The organism is Comamonas sp. F1-6 (genome assembly GCF_039581415.1).
Taxonomy (GTDB): Bacteria; Pseudomonadota; Gammaproteobacteria; order Burkholderiales; family Burkholderiaceae_C; genus Comamonas; species Comamonas thiooxydans.
Genome location: NZ_JBCPWN010000009.1, coordinates 86189 through 102669 on the forward strand (window position 1 = coordinate 86189; position 16481 = coordinate 102669).

17 protein-coding genes are annotated in these 16481 nt (G+C 61.1%); 9 read left to right on the forward strand and 8 right to left on the reverse strand.

From position 1 onward, the window contains the following. Nucleotides 1-2: 2 nt before the first annotated feature. From AAIL66_RS11595 to AAIL66_RS11610, 4 genes are read right to left on the reverse strand one after another with little or no spacing between them, the layout of a single operon-like run. Nucleotides 3-419 (reverse strand): MaoC family dehydratase, encoded by a 417-nt coding sequence (locus AAIL66_RS11595; RefSeq protein WP_003078281.1) that lies wholly within the window; start codon nt 417-419, stop codon nt 3-5. A 12-nt stretch (nt 420-431) separates the two neighbouring features. Beyond that, nucleotides 432-1535 (reverse strand): acyl-CoA dehydrogenase family protein, encoded by a 1104-nt coding sequence (locus AAIL66_RS11600; RefSeq protein WP_343496793.1) that lies wholly within the window; start codon nt 1533-1535, stop codon nt 432-434. 15 nt (nt 1536-1550) lie between these two features. Further along, nucleotides 1551-2495, reverse strand: a complete 945-nt coding sequence (locus AAIL66_RS11605) for a Zn-ribbon domain-containing OB-fold protein (RefSeq protein ID WP_034360306.1) — start codon at nt 2493-2495, stop codon at nt 1551-1553. 18 nt (nt 2496-2513) lie between these two features. Then, nucleotides 2514-3305: an SDR family oxidoreductase gene (locus AAIL66_RS11610; protein ID WP_034360305.1), complete on the reverse strand. Its 792-nt coding sequence runs from the start codon at nt 3303-3305 to the stop codon at nt 2514-2516. 108 nt (nt 3306-3413) lie between these two features. Here AAIL66_RS11610 and AAIL66_RS11615 point away from each other — a divergent pair, with 108 nt between their 5' ends. Beyond that, nucleotides 3414-4226 carry an enoyl-CoA hydratase gene (locus AAIL66_RS11615; RefSeq protein WP_059440876.1) on the forward strand — a complete coding sequence of 271 codons (813 nt, stop codon included), beginning with the start codon at nt 3414-3416 and terminating at the stop codon, nt 4224-4226. A 72-nt stretch (nt 4227-4298) separates the two neighbouring features. On the opposite strand, the gene AAIL66_RS11620 is transcribed toward AAIL66_RS11615, so the two are convergent. Together AAIL66_RS11620 and AAIL66_RS11625 are read right to left on the reverse strand one after the other, a co-directional pair. Continuing rightward, nucleotides 4299-4700, reverse strand: a complete 402-nt coding sequence (locus AAIL66_RS11620; protein ID WP_343496794.1) for a GFA family protein — start codon at nt 4698-4700, stop codon at nt 4299-4301. A gap of 148 nt (nt 4701-4848) precedes the next feature. Next, complete coding sequence (locus AAIL66_RS11625; RefSeq protein ID WP_343496795.1) at nt 4849-5616, reverse strand: SDR family oxidoreductase; 768 nt, start codon at nt 5614-5616, stop codon at nt 4849-4851. 108 nt (nt 5617-5724) lie between these two features. Here AAIL66_RS11625 and AAIL66_RS11630 point away from each other — a divergent pair, with 108 nt between their 5' ends. From AAIL66_RS11630 to AAIL66_RS11640, 3 genes are all read left to right on the forward strand, one after another. Then, on the forward strand, nt 5725-6636 hold the full coding sequence (locus tag AAIL66_RS11630) for a LysR family transcriptional regulator (protein WP_343496796.1): 912 nt from the start codon (nt 5725-5727) through the stop codon (nt 6634-6636). A 50-nt stretch (nt 6637-6686) separates the two neighbouring features. Continuing rightward, nucleotides 6687-7127, forward strand: a complete 441-nt coding sequence (locus tag AAIL66_RS11635) for an acetyltransferase (RefSeq protein WP_343496797.1) — start codon at nt 6687-6689, stop codon at nt 7125-7127. Nucleotides 7128-7535: 408 nt separating this feature from the next. Beyond that, nucleotides 7536-8447: a GNAT family N-acetyltransferase gene (locus tag AAIL66_RS11640; RefSeq protein WP_343496798.1), complete on the forward strand. Its 912-nt coding sequence runs from the start codon at nt 7536-7538 to the stop codon at nt 8445-8447. A gap of 159 nt (nt 8448-8606) precedes the next feature. Here the strand turns inward: AAIL66_RS11640 and AAIL66_RS11645 are convergent, their stop codons facing one another. Both AAIL66_RS11645 and AAIL66_RS11650 read right to left on the reverse strand, forming a co-directional pair. Then, nucleotides 8607-8987 carry a steroid Delta-isomerase gene (locus AAIL66_RS11645; protein ID WP_343496799.1) on the reverse strand — a complete coding sequence of 127 codons (381 nt, stop codon included), beginning with the start codon at nt 8985-8987 and terminating at the stop codon, nt 8607-8609. Nucleotides 8988-9132: 145 nt separating this feature from the next. Continuing rightward, a complete protein-coding gene (locus tag AAIL66_RS11650; protein WP_034396809.1) occupies nt 9133-9906 on the reverse strand; it encodes a 3-alpha-hydroxysteroid 3-dehydrogenase in 774 nt (257 codons plus the stop codon). Between the two features lie 155 nt (nt 9907-10061). Here AAIL66_RS11650 and AAIL66_RS11655 point away from each other — a divergent pair, with 155 nt between their 5' ends. The 5 genes from AAIL66_RS11655 to AAIL66_RS11675 all read left to right on the forward strand — a co-directional run bounded on the left by AAIL66_RS11655 (nt 10062) and on the right by AAIL66_RS11675 (nt 16336). Continuing rightward, nucleotides 10062-12077, forward strand: coding sequence for an FAD-dependent oxidoreductase (locus tag AAIL66_RS11655; protein ID WP_343496800.1), 2016 nt, complete (start codon nt 10062-10064; stop codon nt 12075-12077). 16 nt (nt 12078-12093) lie between these two features. Then, a complete protein-coding gene (locus tag AAIL66_RS11660; protein WP_343496801.1) occupies nt 12094-14220 on the forward strand; it encodes an NAD(P)/FAD-dependent oxidoreductase in 2127 nt (708 codons plus the stop codon). Nucleotides 14221-14422: 202 nt separating this feature from the next. Next, nucleotides 14423-15007 carry a nucleotidyltransferase family protein gene (locus tag AAIL66_RS11665; protein ID WP_343496802.1) on the forward strand — a complete coding sequence of 195 codons (585 nt, stop codon included), beginning with the start codon at nt 14423-14425 and terminating at the stop codon, nt 15005-15007. 123 nt (nt 15008-15130) lie between these two features. Further along, nucleotides 15131-15607 (forward strand): GNAT family N-acetyltransferase, encoded by a 477-nt coding sequence (locus tag AAIL66_RS11670; RefSeq protein ID WP_343496803.1) that lies wholly within the window; start codon nt 15131-15133, stop codon nt 15605-15607. A 237-nt stretch (nt 15608-15844) separates the two neighbouring features. Next, the gene (locus tag AAIL66_RS11675; RefSeq protein WP_034378479.1) at nt 15845-16336 is read left to right on the forward strand and encodes a hypothetical protein; all 492 of its coding nucleotides are present in this window, start codon (nt 15845-15847) and stop codon (nt 16334-16336) included. Nucleotides 16337-16481 lie beyond the last annotated feature (145 nt).

The window sequence follows — 16481 nt, forward strand, 5'->3', positions numbered from 1 at the left end:
TCTTAGGCCAGGGCCACTTGCACAGTGCCGCTGACGTGAGAGCCCATGGAATTGCTGCCCTTGAGCGTGATCTGAACGCTGCGCGTGGCCTCGTTCTTCTCGGTCACGGAGCCCGTGAACTTCATGGTGTCGCCGGGATAGTTGGGCGCGCCCAGGCGAATCTTCAGATCCATGAGACGCGCATCGTCGCCAGCCCAGCTCTCAACAAAGCTCTGCACCAGACCGTTGGTGGTCAGGATGTTCATGAAGATATGGGGTGAACCCAACTCTCGCGCGGCATCGCGGTCATGATGTCCGGGGAAATAGTCACGCGTGGCGATGGCGCCGCCGGCAATCAGCGGCACGGTGATGGGCACGCTGACGGGCTGTAGTTCGTCACCCACGTTCACCGACTCGAAGCGAATAGATTGGTTTGCCATGTTGTTGTCTCCTTAGCGGTCTTCGGGCAGGTCGTACTTCCAGCCGAGCGTGTCGTTGTCTGCGAGCCACTGGCCCAGCGCTTGCAGGTGCTGCTCGGCACTGCCGGCCTCGGCAGCCAGTGCACGACACCAGAACATGAAGCGGTGAATGTGATAGGTCACATCCACGCCCATGCCGCCATGCACATGCTGTGCAACGCGGCCTACCTTCAGGCCCAGCTCGTTGGACTGAGCGCGCACCGCGTGGGCCTGCGGCGTGCAAGGCAGGCCGGCATCCAGACGCCAGACCAGCTGGCTCAGTGCGCTGCGCTGCGCCTGCATGAGGATGTAGCCGTCGGCCATCTGGCCCTGCACCAGCTGGAAAGTCCCGATGGGACGGTCAAACTGCTTGCGCTCGCTCACATACTCCACGGTGCGGCGCAACTGCTCCTGCGTCACGCCCTGCTGCAGGCTGGCCAGGCAGGCGATTGCCATTTCGTTGACCCAGTCCAGCGCACGGCCGCCCAGCACGGCCAGCACCGGCGTGTTGCGAAAGCTGATGTCTGCTACCGCACAGTAGTCTTCGCGCATGCCGGCCACGCGGCTGACGCCATCCGCCTGCAGGCTCACCAGCACCAGCTTGATCTCATCGCCCGCCGCCGCCGCCACCAGAGCCACCCTGGCCTGTTCGCCCAGCGGCACGGCTTGCAGCTGGCCCTTGAGTCGCTCACCCTGCAGCTCAAGCGCCGGCCCGCGTGCAGCCACTGCGGCCTGCAGCGACAGAGCCAGCAACTCGCCCTCCATGGCGGACTGAACGACTGCGTCCTGTCCCTCGGCAAACCTGGCAATCGCGGTCGCAGCGACCTGCTGCTGCCACAGCGGGACCTGCGCCAGCGCACGGCCTTGCTGCTCCAGCACGGCCAGCATCTCGCTCATTCCCAGACCCAGGCCGCCGGCAGCTTCCGGCACCAGGATGCTGTGCAGGCCCGCAGCCACGCACTGCTGCCACAGATCCTGCATGAAAGGCTGACCCGAGGCATCGTGCTCGCGCAGCTTGTCGTCGGTGCAATAGTCTGCAAACAGGCTTTGCGCCATGTCTGCGAATGCACGCTGGTCTTCACTGAGTTGAAAGTCCATGACGGTCTCCTCGCATCAGCCCACGGGACGGAACTGGGCCAGAGTCAGATCACCGTCGAAGGTGTTGAACTCAACCTGAACCTTCTGACCGATCTGCACCTCGCCGGGCTTGACGCCGACCAGCTGGGCAATCAGACGCACGCCCTCCTGCAACTCCACCAGACCGATGGGATTGGGGTGGTCGAAAGGCGGTACTTCGGGGTAGTGCATGACCACGAACGAGTACACCGTGCCCTTGCCGCTGGCCTGCACCGTGTCCCAGTCGAACGAATGGCACTTGGGGCAGACGGGACCCGGTGGATGGTGCAGATCGCCGCAGCTCTTGCAGCGCTGAATCAGGAGCTTGCCTTCCTTCAGGCCTTCCCAGAAGAAGCGGTTGTCATCGCTCACGCCGGGAGCGGGCCGCTTTATCTTCGGGGCGGCCGCCTGCGCGGGTTCGGCCTTTTGCACATTGGCAGGACGGAACTTGAAGACGCGGAACATCAACTGGCCGACCTTCTCGTCTTCGCCATTCGCTGCCTTGATCGAGAAGTACTCCATGATCTGCGTGACAAAGTAACCCGTGCCCAGGGCCGTGGTCTTCTCTTCGCTGATGGCTTCCAGGCGTGTCGTGTAGTACAGGTCTTCACCTTCGAGCACATCGCGCTCGAAGCTCAGCTCGGAATTCACCGCCACGGTGGAAGGAAAGTCGTGCGCTTCGATCAGCTTCAGAACTTCATAAGGATTCTCTGTCGTGGAGCCTGGCGGGTAGTTGTTCTGCACCGGCCCTTCCATGCACCAGACCTGCAGCATCGCGGGAGGGGCAATGGTCTTGCCATCCTTGTTGGTCTTTACGGCCACCCCCATCAGCTCGCTCCACTGACGAATCATGGGGCTGTTGACCTTGTCCCAGGCATAGACACGCCCGTATTGCTTGCCCACGTATGCGCGGACCTCTGCCATCCAGTCTTGATCGGTCAAGATTGTCTCCTTTGAAATTCAGTGTTTTTGTTGCACGGATTCCGAGTTCGATGCGCTCAGAAATGCGGGGCGCTCACCACCGCCATGCAGCAGCAGATTGGTGCCGCTCATGTAAGAGGCGTTTTCGGAAGCCACATACAGACAGGCATTGGCAATGTCCTGCGGCTCGGCCAGACGCCCCGCAGGAATGGTCCCGGCGACAGAGGCAATTCCCGCCTCATCCCCGAAATGCAGGTGCGACTGTTCGGTGCGCACCAGGCCGGGGCTGACCGCCACCACACGCACCTTGGGCGCCCACTCCACGGCCAGAGAACTGACCAGGCTCAGCACTGCAGCCTTGGCCGCTCCATAGGCTGCCGTACCGGGGGAAGGACGCAGCGCGCTGATGCTGCCGATGCAGACAATCACGCCACCGCCATCCTGCTGCTGCATCACGGCATTGGCGGCCTGGGAGGCGTGCAAGGTCGAGAACAGATTCAGACGCAGCACGCTTTCATGAAAGCGCGGAGACACCGTAGCGGCATCCACATGGGGGGCGCCACCGGCGTTATTGACGAGAACGTCCAGACGGCCATGGCGGCGCTGCACCTCATCGACCATGTCCTTGACGGCCTGGGCCTCGCGCACATCGCATGCAACGAAGTCTGCGCTGCTGCCATTGATGCTTGGCAACGCTTCAGGTTGCTGACGGCCGCACACCACTACCGTGGCACCTGCCGCGAGAAACGCCTGGGCAATGCCCTTGCCGATGCCCTTGGTGCCGCCAGTGACCAGCACTACCTTGTCTTGAAAGCTTTTGTTCGTATCCATGCCTGCCAATTTAGGTTTCGGCACCAGCAGCAGATACGTCCAAAAGGACGATGTTGCTCTATCCCTTGAAAACGACCATCGTCTCTGTTCAACTCCTTGGGAATTCCTATGTCGGCATCGCTTTCCGCTATTGAAAACATGGACGCCGCGCAGCGAGAGCTACTGGTTCGGCATCAGGACCATGGCGTGGCAATCGTTCAGCTCAACCGCCCCGAGGCAACGAACGCGCTGAGTCTTTCTCTGCAGGCTGCGTTGTCCAGGACCTTCGCCGAGCTGAGCGCAGACGCCAGCGTGCGCTGCATCGTTCTGACCGGCGGCGACAAGGTGTTTGCGGCAGGCGGCGACATCAAGAGCATGGACTCCTGCGGCCCCATAGAGATCATGAAGCGCCACACAGAGCGCGTCTGGGCCCCCATCGAGAAGTGCCCCAAGCCCATCATTGCAGCGGTCTGCGGCTATGCCTTTGGCGGCGGAGCCGAGCTGGCCATGCATTGCGACATCATCATTGCCGGGCAGGGGGCCAGCTTTGCACAGCCCGAGATTCGCATCGGCATCATGCCCGGTATCGGTGGCACCCAGCGGCTGGTGCGCGCCGTGGGCAAGTTCCAGGCCATGCGCATTCTGCTGACCGGCAAGCCCGTCAGCGCCGACGAAGCCTATGCCATGGGTCTGGTCAGCCTAGTCTGTGCAGACGATCAGGTAATCCCTGAGGCGCTGAAAATGGCAAAACTGATTGCCAATATGCCGCCACTGGCCGTGGAGCAGATCAAGGAAGTGGTGATTGCCGGCATGGACGCATCGCTCGATGCCGCCCTGATGCTGGAGCGCAAGGCCAACCAGATCCTGTTTGCGACCCGCGACCAGAAGGAAGGCATGAATGCGTTCATTGAGAAACGCCAGCCGGTGTTCAAGGGGGAGTGAACGCATCAAGCCAGGGCCGCAACATCGCCTTGCACGAGGCCTGTGCAGCAGCCCGAGGGGCTAAGGCGGCCCTCAGTCATTGCGCATGCAGCCACCGGCAAAGCTTGACCACAAAGGCTGCGACTCCAGATGTGTATGCTTTTGCTTGAGAGCCGAAAAAGGCGAGTCCAGCGTGCCCAGTGCGATACATATCCAGTCGGCCCAGTCACCGGCCTGTCTGGACCAGAACAGGGATGAGCCGCAGTGCTGGCAAAACTGCCTGTGCACGGAAGCCGACGATGCATAGGATTTGATGTCGCTCTGCCCGGAGACTATGCACAAATCCTTGCGCGGCACGGCGCCATAGCTCGCGAACGCAGCACCATGGCTTTTACGGCACTGCCCGCAATGGCAGTGGGTCACGGCCCTGGGCGGCGACAGCAGCCGATAGCCGACTCTTGCACATAAACAGCTTCCCAGATAGTTATCGGGCACGACTCGGTCTCCAAATCCTCTATCCCCAACACCTGGTCCGCAGGCATCGAATATCTGCCGCTGCGTGTCTGCATGCATCCCATATGCCTTGACCGTCCCGGCGCTGCCGGGCAAGGCCGCGTTCCGAATGGAGTTGCCCGGCATACGCTCAGAGCATCATGCCACCAGACACTTCAATGCGCTGGCCCGTGACCCAGTTGTTGCCATCGGCAAGCAATGCGGCAACCGCGGCGCCCACATCGTCGGGGCGCCCCGCCCGGCCCATGGCGGTCAGGCCGCTGATATGGGCGTTGAGCTGTGCATTGTCGCGCACCACGCCGCCACCGAAATCCGTCTCTATGGCGCCGGGTGCAATGGTGTTCACGGCGATGCCGCGTGCGCCAAGCTCCTTGGCCAGGTAGCGCGTCATCACCTCAATGCCGCCCTTCATCACCGCATAGGCGGCATAGCCGGGGAGACTGAAGCGTGCCAGCCCGGACGAGGTATTGATGATGCGTCCACCGTCCCGGATCAGGGGCAGCAGTTTCTGCGTCAGAAAGAACGTGCCCTTGAGGTGAATATCGAAGAGCAGATCGAACTGTTCTTCCGTGGTCTCGGCAAACGGCGCCACCAGGCCGATGCCGGCATTGTTCACCAGATAGTCGAACTGCTCGCGCTGCCAGGTGTCGGCCAGCACGCGCCTGACACGGTCGGAAAACGCGGCAAAGCTCTTGCTGTCGCCCACGTCCAGGCGCAGCGCCACGGCGCGACTGCCCTGTGCCTCGATGCGGGATAACAGCTCCTGCGCATCGCTTTCGCTGTCCTTGTAAGTGATGATCAGATGAACGCCGAGCTCGGCCAGCTTGAGGGCTTCGCTACGGCCCAGGCCACGGCTTGCGCCGGTGATCAATGCGATACGGGGTGCAGATGCTTGCATGTCGGTCTCATGGAGGATGTCAACAAGCCAGCACTTTAGGTGTTCTCCATTCATGAATAAACACTTTGAAAAAGATCGCACTGTTCACTTTGAAAATACAATAAAGCCATGGATTTCAATGCGCTTCATGTGTTCACCCGCGTTGCCGAACTCTCCAGCTTCACCCAGGCCGCAGAGCAGCTCGGGCTGACCAAAAGCCGTGTGTCTACCGTGGTGCAGCAGCTGGAAAAGCAGCTGGGAACCCGTCTGCTGCAACGCACCACGCGGCATGTCCGGCTGAGCGCCGATGGCGAGCAGTTCCTTGAGCGCAGCAAGGAACTCATGGCCGACCTGGAACAGCTGCAAGCCATGTTCCAGCCTGCCGCCAGCGGGCTGCGAGGCAGTCTGCGCATCGATATGCCCAACTCTCTGGCCCGGGATGTCGTCATTCCGAAACTGCCCGAATTCCTCTCGGCCCACCCTTTGCTGGAAGTAGGCATCAGCACCAGCGACCGCCGCGTGGATGTGGTGCAGGAAGGCTTTGACTGTGTGGTGCGCATCGGCCCGCTGGCAGATACCGACCTGATCGCCCGCACCATCGGTGCAATGGAGATGTGCAATCTGGCCAGTCCCGCCTATCTGGAGCGCCACGGCACGCCCGCAACACTGGCCGATCTGTCACGGCATCGCATCATTCACTATGCGAACCAGCTCGGGCGGCATGGCGCGGGCTGGGAGTATCAGCACGGCAAGGAGACCGCCCTGCTGCCCATGCACTGCGCCCTGGTGGTCAATGGCACGGATGCTTACCAGGCCGCCTGCCTGGCCGGTCTGGGCCTGATTCAGGCACCCGTCCGGGGTGCACGCCATCTGCTGGATCAGGGCCTGCTGGTCGAGGTCATGCCCGACTTCAAGGCCGCGCCCATGCCGGTATCCCTGCTCTACCCGCATCGCAGACATATCGCGCCGCGGGTCACCGCGTTCCTGAACTGGATCACCGAGGTGCTGGAGCCCCATCTGGCAGGCATGGACCGCTCTTGATGCCTGACCCCAGGCCCAGGGCGAGCATGGTGCATATGCATAATTCGGCGATGACTTCCATTCGAGCTTCCCGCCCCGACGAAGGGGCACGAGCGATCGAGATCTGGCGCCATGCCGTTGATGCCACACATGACTTTCTGAGTCCGCAGGATCGCGCAGAGATTGACGAGATGGTGTGCAGCTTTCTGCCAGACGCCCCGCTGTGGTTCGCCGTCGACGAGCAGGACTATCCCCTGGCATTCATGCTCATGGACCAGGGCCATATGGAAGCGCTGTTTGTGGACCCCGACTTCAGGCACCGGGGCCTAGGTGCGGCGCTGGTGCGCCACGGCCTGGCACTGCATCCCGAGATGAGCACCGATGTGAACGAGCACAACGCTCAGGCGGTGGGCTTTTACGAGCACCTGGGCTTCAGGCGCACGGGCCGCTCCCCGCATGACGGACAAGGCCGCGCCTACCCGATCATCCATCTCAAATACGCCAATCCCTGAATGGCCGGCCGGCTGGACTACGCACGCCGACCCGGCACGGATCGCAACATCCAGCGCTTCAAACGCTATATAAACAAGAGCATATTACGCCTGTCTTTTATTGACTATGACCACAAAGCATTCGAAATTCGAATGCAGTCAGGCGCAAGCAGCTTCTGAATACAGAGCATCGCAGCCGCCGGCTGCTGCTGTGTTGCAGCGCCGGCGCCATGGCTTATCCGGCTCCGGGGCAAGCGCCGCACGCCACACCACAGGCTCGCCATAGACCGAGCAAAGAGATGCGAGATCAGCGCTGCGCCTGCGCAGCAGAATCCGCTTGCCTAGAATCGGCGCCTGTGTCGAAAGAACCGTCATGGCCCACGCCGTGGCCATGAAAGGCTTTCATTCTTGCAACCGTCGGTGTTGAAGATGAGCAAGCCTTTCATATCCCTGTGCCCGGAAATCACGCGGGCCAATGCACTGAATCTGATGGACTGGTTGAGCGACGAAGACGTCGTGCGCCACCTCAGCGATTCGCGTCATGTCTCGCGTCACATAGAGCAGCTCATCGACCGGGTTCAGCTGCCCATACTCACCCATCTCTTCAATCAGGGCGGCCGCTTCTTCATGGCCTACGACCGCGACGACCTGCCCGTGGGCTTCGTGCGTCTGATCCGCAATGGACCGGACTGCGAAATCGTGCTGGTCATCGGCAAGCGCGACAACTGGGGGCGCAAGCTCGGCGCCAGCGCCTTGCACGAGGGCATGAAGCTGGCCTTTTTCGACATGCGTGCCGAAAGACTGATTGCGAGGATCCATGCCGACAACACGCGCTCGCTCAAGACCTTTGCGCACAACGGCTTTGTGCTGGAGAGTGAAACGCCCGCACTCAAGTCCTATGCGATGACGGCGCAGCGCTACCTCCAGCGCTTGCGCGCCGGGCTGCCGGGAGCGGCGGGCTGCATTTGCATCACCGCCGTGGATCAGTCACGCCTCAGAGATCTGCTCGCCCTGGAATGGGAGTCGCAAGCGGTCGATCTGGAGCATGAAATCGAGCGTGCCGCCGTCGTCGATGCCCGGCAGGTGCAGCGCAATGTGGTCACGATGAACTCCAAAGCCTTGCTGCGCCTCGATGAGGTGGCCGTCGAAGTGGCCCTGGTCTATCCCGAGGATGCCGATGACAGTGCAGGAAGGCTCTCGGTTTTCTCGGGCGTGGGCACGGCCATTCTGGGCTGTCGGGAAGGAGACCGCATCGACTGGCGGATTCTCGATCGCACCTGCCATATCCGGATCGAGAAAGTGCTTTACCAGCCCGAGGCAGCCGGGCACTTCCATCTGTAAGCCGGCTCAGGCTGGGGGCATTCGCTGCACCGCCTTGAACAACAAAATCAATAGCATCTCCCGCTTTATATCAATGGATTTCAGATTCAAAGAGTCTTGTAATCCTTTTAAATCAGGCGAAGACTGCTTCCATATCAGAAGCAGTCAAGCGCCTGACTCTCATGAGGCGGCGGCGTGAATATTCTTCTCGCCAAACAAGGCGCGCATGCTCACCACCTTGCCCGCGCCATTGAAGCGAAAGTGATCGATGGGCGCAATCACTGTCTTTCGGCCCTGATACTCGAAACTGACGGTGAAAGCAAAGGCCGCCTCGTCGGCAACCGCGCGCACCTCCTGCGTCAGCTCCACCGCTAGCGGCAGCTTGAGCGAGTTGGCGTAAAACGCACGAATCGCAGCCGTGCCGCACCTGGGTTCGGAGCCCACGGGGTCTTCCACCGTGGCGTCATCGGCAAACAGCGCGACGATGCCGTCCAGATCGCCGGCGTTCAGCGCAGCCACATAGCGCTGCACAACCGCGGTCATATGTTCTGGGGTATTCATCTCAAATCATCCTTTTAGCAAGCGCCGTTGAAAACCGGCAATGCCCAAACAAGGGACGGCAAGCAAAAAAAGCCTCCTTGCGGCGAGGCCATAGTCTCCCTCCCACAGAGAGAGGGGGAAGACGCAGGGCCTGCCTCGGGGGATGTCAGAACTGTGTCGGACGCATCACCGCATCAATGCCGCCATCAATGACGATCTGCGCGCCATGCACATAGCTTGCGGCCGGGCTCATCAAAAAGGCGATGACCGACGCCATCTCGGACGGCTCGGCTCGGCGGCCCATGGGAGGCACGAACTTGGCAATGGATTCGCCATAGCGCGGATCCTGCAGACCCGCCTGCAGCAAGGGAGTCTCGGTCGCGCCGGGGGCGATGGTGTTCAGGCGCACGCCGGCCTCGCCCCAGGCGGCGGTGCGTTTGCGCACAGCCACCGTCAAGGCATTCTTGCTGCCCGCATAGGCCAGATTGCCGCCCTGCTCTCCCGCTTGTTCGACAATGGCGCGGGCCTTGGCTTCCTCGCCGGCCTCCAGTGCCGGTGCCAGTGGGTTCTTGTCAAAAGCCAGATGCGCGGAAGCCACGGACGAGATGACGACGGCTGCGGGCTGCCGGCCCTGCTTCAGCAACGGCAGAAAAGCATCCATCAGCTCGGTCGCGCCAAAATAATTGACCGAAACCACATTGCCGATCACCTTGGTCTGCGGCCCCAGGCCGGCGCACAGCACCAGGCCGTCCATGCCCTTGCTGCACTTCGCCAGTACATCGGCAATCGCCTGCTTTCGACCTTCGGCCGTCGAGAGATCGGCAATCACTTCCGCATCGCGTATATCGATGCCTACGATCTGGTGGCCGGCCGCCTCCAGGACCTTGCGCGTAGCGGCCCCAATGCCGGTGGCGCAGCCGCTCATCACGATGATGGACATGTCTTGTTTCCTTTTGTCTGGGTGGTGATGGCGCACATCTAAGCCCATCATGAACAGCCAGACTACATGCAAACGGACGATGTAATTCCCCTAGGGAAAATTTACCGTGGCCCTTCCTACACTGGCGCAACATCTGCGCGTGAGGAAATTCAGCCATGTACCCCCATCTCTTCCAGCCCATCACCATCGGCCATATCACCCTGAAGAACCGGGTTCTGATGGGCTCCATGCATACCGGGCTGGAGGATCAGGCGCAGGGTTTTGAAAAGCTGGCCCTCTTCTACACCGAACGTGCACGGGAAGGGCTGCAGCTCATCGTCACAGGGGGCTTCGGCGTCAACGAGTACGCACTGGGAATGCCCGAGCATGCCGAGTTCTCGACACTGTGCACGCCAGAGCAGGCGGCGCGGCACCGCCTCATCACCGATGCGGTGCATGCCGAGGGCAGCCATATCCTCATGCAGGTACTTCATGTGGGCCGCTACGACCACGGCAGCGGCGGCGTCTCGCCCAGCAGCGTGCTCTCCAGGCTCAGCAACCGCAGCTCGCGCGAACTCAGCGCGGCCCAGATCGAGCAGATCATTGCCGACTATGTGCGCTGCGCCTGCCTGGCCCGCGAAGCCGGCTATGACGGCGTGGAAGTCATGGGCGGCGAGGGCTATCTGATCAACCAGTTTCTGGCGCCGCTGACCAACTTCCGCACCGACGAATGGGGCGGCGATGCCGCCGGCCGCAGCCGCTTTGCGCTGCGCATCGTGCAAGGCATACGCGCGGCTGTGCCCGAGAACTTCGTCATCAGCTTTCGCCTGTCTCTGATGGACCTGGTCGAGCATGGCAGCCACTGGAAGGAAGTGCTGGACCTGGCCCGCCAGCTGGAAGCCGCTGGCGTGAACCTGTTCAACACCAGCGTGGGCTGGCATGAGGCGCGCATTCCCACCATCGCCATGATGGTGCCGCGCGCTGCATTCAGCTGGGCTGCCGAGCAACTCAAGCAGGCAGTCAGTGTTCCCGTGGCGGCCAGCAACCGCATCAATACCCCCGAAGTGGCCGATGACCTGATTGCCCAGGGTCATGCCGACATGGTGGCCATGGCTCGCCCCTTTCTGGCCGACCCGGCCTTTGTGCGCAAGGCGCAGGCGGGCCAGAGCAGCGCCATCAACACCTGCATTGCCTGCAATCAGTCCTGTCTGGATCGCATCTTCACGCGCCAGCAGGTCAGCTGTCTGGTCAACCCCAGAGCCTGCCGCGAATGGGAATGGCCGCAGGAAAAAGCCGCAGTTCCGCGCAAGATCGCCGTGCTCGGTGCTGGACCTGCAGGACTGGCCTGCGCGCGCGAGGCGGCCGACCGAGGCCACAAGGTGACGCTGTTCGAGCCCGGCATCCGCATCGGCGGCCAGTTCTTTCTGGCGCAGAAGGTGCCCGGCAAGCAGGAGCTGGGCGAGACGCTGCGCTACTTCGAGCATGAGATCCAGCGCCTTGGCATAGAACTGCGGCTCAACACCACACCGGACATCAACACCCTGAGCGTCTTTGATCACGTGGTCGTGGCCACGGGAGTGACACCGCGGCGCAGCGGCATCGAGGGGGAGAACAGCTCCAAGGTGGTGGACTATATCGAGGCCTTGCGCAGCCCCCGCTTTGTCGGCGAACGCGTGGCCATCGTGGGCGCGGGGCCGCTGGGCTTTGACATGGCCGAATTGCTGGCCCATCACAAGGCCGACGACGGCAGCGTGGCCGCCTTTGAGCGCGAATGGGGCATTGATCCAAAGCGCGAGCAGCGCGGCGGCATCAAGGCCAGCGAGAAAGCCGATTCGCCGCGTCAGATCTGGCTGCTTCAGCGCAGCAAGGCGGCCATGGGCAGCACCTTGCCAACCACCACGGGCTGGATTCGCCGCGCCCGGCTCAAGAACAAAAGCGCACGCATGTTCAACGATGTGGAGTACATCCACATCGACGACAACGGCCTGCACCTGCGCATACGCGGCGAGCAGCGCTGCCTGAGCGTGGACAACATCGTGGTCTGCGCCGGCCAGGAATCACATGACCCCTGGTCATCAAGACTTCAAGCACAAAACATTGCGCACACAGTGATTGGGGGCGCGCGCAATGCCCACAAAATTGATGCAGCGCGCGCCATCGAAGAAGGGGCCGAACTCGGCCGAAAACTATAGGAGACAGCGAAACAAAATGAGCAATCCCCACGCATCAATGCTGGAGCCGGGCCGTATCGGCACCATGGAGCTGAAGAACCGCATCATCATGGCCCCCATGGGCGAGAACTACGGCGGCACCGACGGTATCTGTGGCGAACGCGCCCAGGACTATTACGAAGAGCGTGCCAAGGGCGGCACCGGCCTCATCATCATGGGCACGGCCGCCATCTCCTGGCCCACCGGCACCAGCGAGCCGCACCAACTGGGTATCTCCAACGACAGCTTCATCCCCGGTCTGGCCGAAGTCACGCGCCGCGTTCACTCGCACGGCGGCAAAGTCGCCATCCAGATCAATCACAGCGGCAAGGTCGCGGCCAATGACCGCACCCACGGACGCGAGATGTGGGTGTCCTCGATTCCGCCCGACGGCCCTGTGGCCGAAGCCATGCGCACCGTCACGCCCAAGGAGTTCTCGACCTTTGTGGGAGTTGGCCCCTACCCCGACCGCTACCGCGTGATGGACAAGGCCGATATTGCACAGATGGTGGAATGGTTTGCTGCGGCCGCCCTGCGCGCCAAGCAGGCCAACTTCGATGCTGTGGAAGTGCACTGCGCGCACAACTACATGATCGCCAACTTCCTCTCCCCCTTTTTCAACAGCCGTACCGACGAATACGGTGGCAGCTATGAAAACCGCAGCCGCCTGCTGCGCGAAGTGCTGACTGCCGTGCGCGAGCGCGTGGGCGCCGACTTCCCCATCTGGGTGCGTATCGATGCCGAGGAAATGCACACGCCCGGCGGCATCACCATGGACGAGGCGCTCAAGACCGCCAAGCTCTGCGAAGAGCTGGGCGTGGATGCCATCAATGTCTCGGCCTATGCGCGCCTGCCCACAGGCACGGCCTTCACCGATGCACCGATTCCGCAAAAGCAGAATGCCTATCGCGAATTTGCCACCGGCATCAAAAAGGCTGTCGGCATTCCCATCATCTCGGCCGGCCGCTGGGAGCTGGATGCCGCCGCCGCCGCCATCAGCAATGGCGAGATTGACTTTGTGGCCATGGGCCGCAAGCTGCTGGCCGACCCCGACCTGGCCAACAAACTGCAAGCCAACGCCGCCCAGAGCGTGCGCCCCTGCATTTATTGCTATGCCTGCGTAAGCGAGATTTTCATCAACAAGGGCATCAAGTGCGCGGTCAACGCACAGACCGGCCACGAGGCGAGCAGGACCATCACCTTTGCCGAAAAGCCCAAGCATGTACTGATCGTCGGTGGCGGCCCTTCGGGCATGGAAGCCGCCCGCGTCGCCGCCCTGCGCGGCCATCGCGTGACGCTGGTCGAGCGCAGCGACCGCCTGGGCGGCACGCTGTTCTTTGCCGCACTGGCCTATCCCGAGAACGGCCGCCTGCTCGACTATCTGGTGCGGCAGATGGACCACCCGAACATCCAGCTGCGCTTGAACACCACGGTCGACGCCGGGCTGCTGGCCGAGCTGCAGCCTGACGAAATTCTGGTGGGCACCGGCGCCAGGCGTGCCGCGCCCGCCATCGAAGGCGCGCAGCAAAGCCATGTCTGGAGCGGCGACGAACTGCGCCGTCTGATGACGGGCGATCGCGCCGAAGAAATTGCCAAGGCCAAGCTGAATCTGGCCGAGCGCGCGCTGTTCAAGGCCGGCGGCATGTTCAAGGTGACGGACAGCACGGCAGCGATCCAGAACCTGTCCAAGCTGTGGATGCCCCTGGGCAAGCGCGTGGTCATCATCGGCGCAGGCCTGGTCGGCCTGGAACTGGCCGAGTTCCTGCTCGATCGCGGCCGCGAAGTCACCGTACTGGACCCCGGCACCCATCCCGGTACCGAGCTGGCCATCGTGCGCCGCTGGCGCGTGTACGACGCCGTGAAGAAGCACGGCAAGCTGCTGATGCAGTCCAACGTCACTCGCATCGATCGCAAGGAAGTCGTCTGGACGGACAAAAAAGGCGAGGAATACCGCACGCCAGCCGACTCCGTGGTGCTGGCCATTGGAGCCGAGGCTGACTCCGCCGTTGCCGACCAGCTGCAATCCCTTACCCGGGCTCCCGTGCGCCGCATCGGCGACTGCCAGGACCTGGGCTATATCGAGGGCGCCATGCATTCAGGCCATCAGGCCGGACGCGAAGTCTGAAGATACTCCTTGATAGCTGAAACCGCCTGCGCGCTCCATGCACGCAGGCGGTTTTCTATTGGAGTCATCGCATTTCGGTAGAACGGAGCAAGAGGCTTAATCTGGCCGGAAGCTGGTTTTCGCAACTGAAGCAAAATAGGCTCGAACCTGCCTCTCACTTTTGCTCCACCAAGGATTGACTGTCCCGATATTGACTGTCCCGATGCCTACGCCTGAGCGCTTCGTTGCGGATGTCCTCCAAAATATCAACAATCGTACGATTCTTGAACGCTGGGATGATTTGAATCTTCCAGATGGCTGGCTTGTTGCAGGCTGCTTATTTCAGACAGTGTGGAATTTGCAGGCGCAGCGGAATCCAGAGGATTCCATCAAAGACTACGATCTCTTCTACTTTGATCCATCGAGCACCACTGACGGTGCGGAGCAGAAGATGCAAGCACATGCCGATCGCGTTTTACGCGACCTGGGCATCAGGATTGAAGTCACGAACCAAGCTCGGGTTCACTTGTGGTATGAGTCATATTTCGGTCGCCCATATAAGGCACTGCGAAGCTCTTGCGAGGGAATAGACCGATTCCTGATCCCAGCTACCTGCGTGGGTCTTCGCCCAGGCGGCCTCTATGCCCCGAACAGCCTGGATCTGATCTATGACGGAGTTTTGGCACTCAATCCATTGACCCCGCATCGTGAGCTTTTCCAGCAAAAGGCCGAGTCTTACCGAGCGCGTTGGCCATGGCTGCGAATCGTTGCCCAGGGTCATCAGCCTCAGAGAATTGATGCACGCTGATGTGTGCGTACATGTCCGCCCTGGGTCGTGCTGGGACGGTGGCCTACCGGCCACGAGCAGACCTTACACTTCGGTGCAGACCGTTCAATTTACTCACGGCTCGCACTATGAAAAGTCTTTACCATGTCTAAAAGTGACGCTGCAACAACTGTCGTAGTAAGAGAAGTCCAACCACATGACTTTGAAGCCTGGCTTTCACTCTGGGATGGCTATAACGCTTTCTATGGAAGGGCCGGAGCTACCGGACTGGCGAAGGAAATTACCCAAAAAACCTGGGAGCGATTCTTCAATCCCATCGAACCTGTATTTGCGCTGGTCGCTGAAGATGCAGGAGAAGTGGTTGGTCTAGCGCATTACATATTTCACCGTAGTACTACGAGACTTGGTCCGGTCTGCTATCTGCAGGATCTTTTCACGGCCCCGAAAAGGCGTCAGCTTGGAGTTGGCAAGGCCCTGATCAGCAGCGTCTATAAGCAAGCAATACTGGCTGGCTCAAATCGCGTCTATTGGCAAACACAAGCAACCAATGAAGCCGGCCGAGCGCTCTACGACAAATTAGCCAAACATAGCGGTTTCATCGTGTATAGCCATGAACTGTAGTCTCTCACTCCAGATGGACGAATGAGGTTCGTCAATTGATGGTGGCTTGGGGTTGACTCGATGCTCGAATGCAGCCGCTGCTTTCAACCAGGACGCTCTTGCCCAATGCCGGCCTCTGCATCGACCTGGTCAGGGCATGCATAGCCCACAGCGTCCAGCTCGAGATAGACCCAGCCTCACGAGCTGTATAAAGAAACAGTAGACTTTGGACTTGATAGCTCCAGGAAAAGTCCAGACATGCCAGCAGAACTCGAACCAGAAGACGTCTCCATCTTCGAAGACCGCCTTTGGCACCACAAGGGCTGGGAAGCCCGCGTCATCAAGAATGAAGACGACGATGGATGGGCGGTGTCAATGACTCAGGACGGCCAGGCGGAACCTGCTCTGGTCGGCCCATGGACCATGGGGCGCGACAAGAAGAATCCCAAGCCTCTTGACGTGTCGGCCTTCAACACGCTGGTGAAAACTGCCAGCGAAGTGATACGTCGCCATGAGCAGCACCAGGCAGCGCTGTTGCACAAAGCCATACAGATTGAAGTTCGCGGATTGCGCGTGACGGTGGCTCTCGATATTGAGCCCGATGAGGACAATCCCACGGCGACTCTCACTGCCACTGCAGCGGACGGCAGCGAATTGGCCAAGGTACGAGTCCGGCCGGACCATAGTCTCACCCGTGCTTCTGCACAGCGCTGGGCAGACGCAGGCTACCCGCGTGAGAGCGAGGACTGAACCGCCGGACAAGACCCTTGCTCAGAAGTCGGGGGGCCCTTTCAGGGCGACCAATGTCCGTAGCATGGCCTTGGCTGCTTGTGGAAGCTGGCTTGAGCACCGGAAGAAAGTAATGCCGGAGAAATTGAGCACACCACCCAGCCGG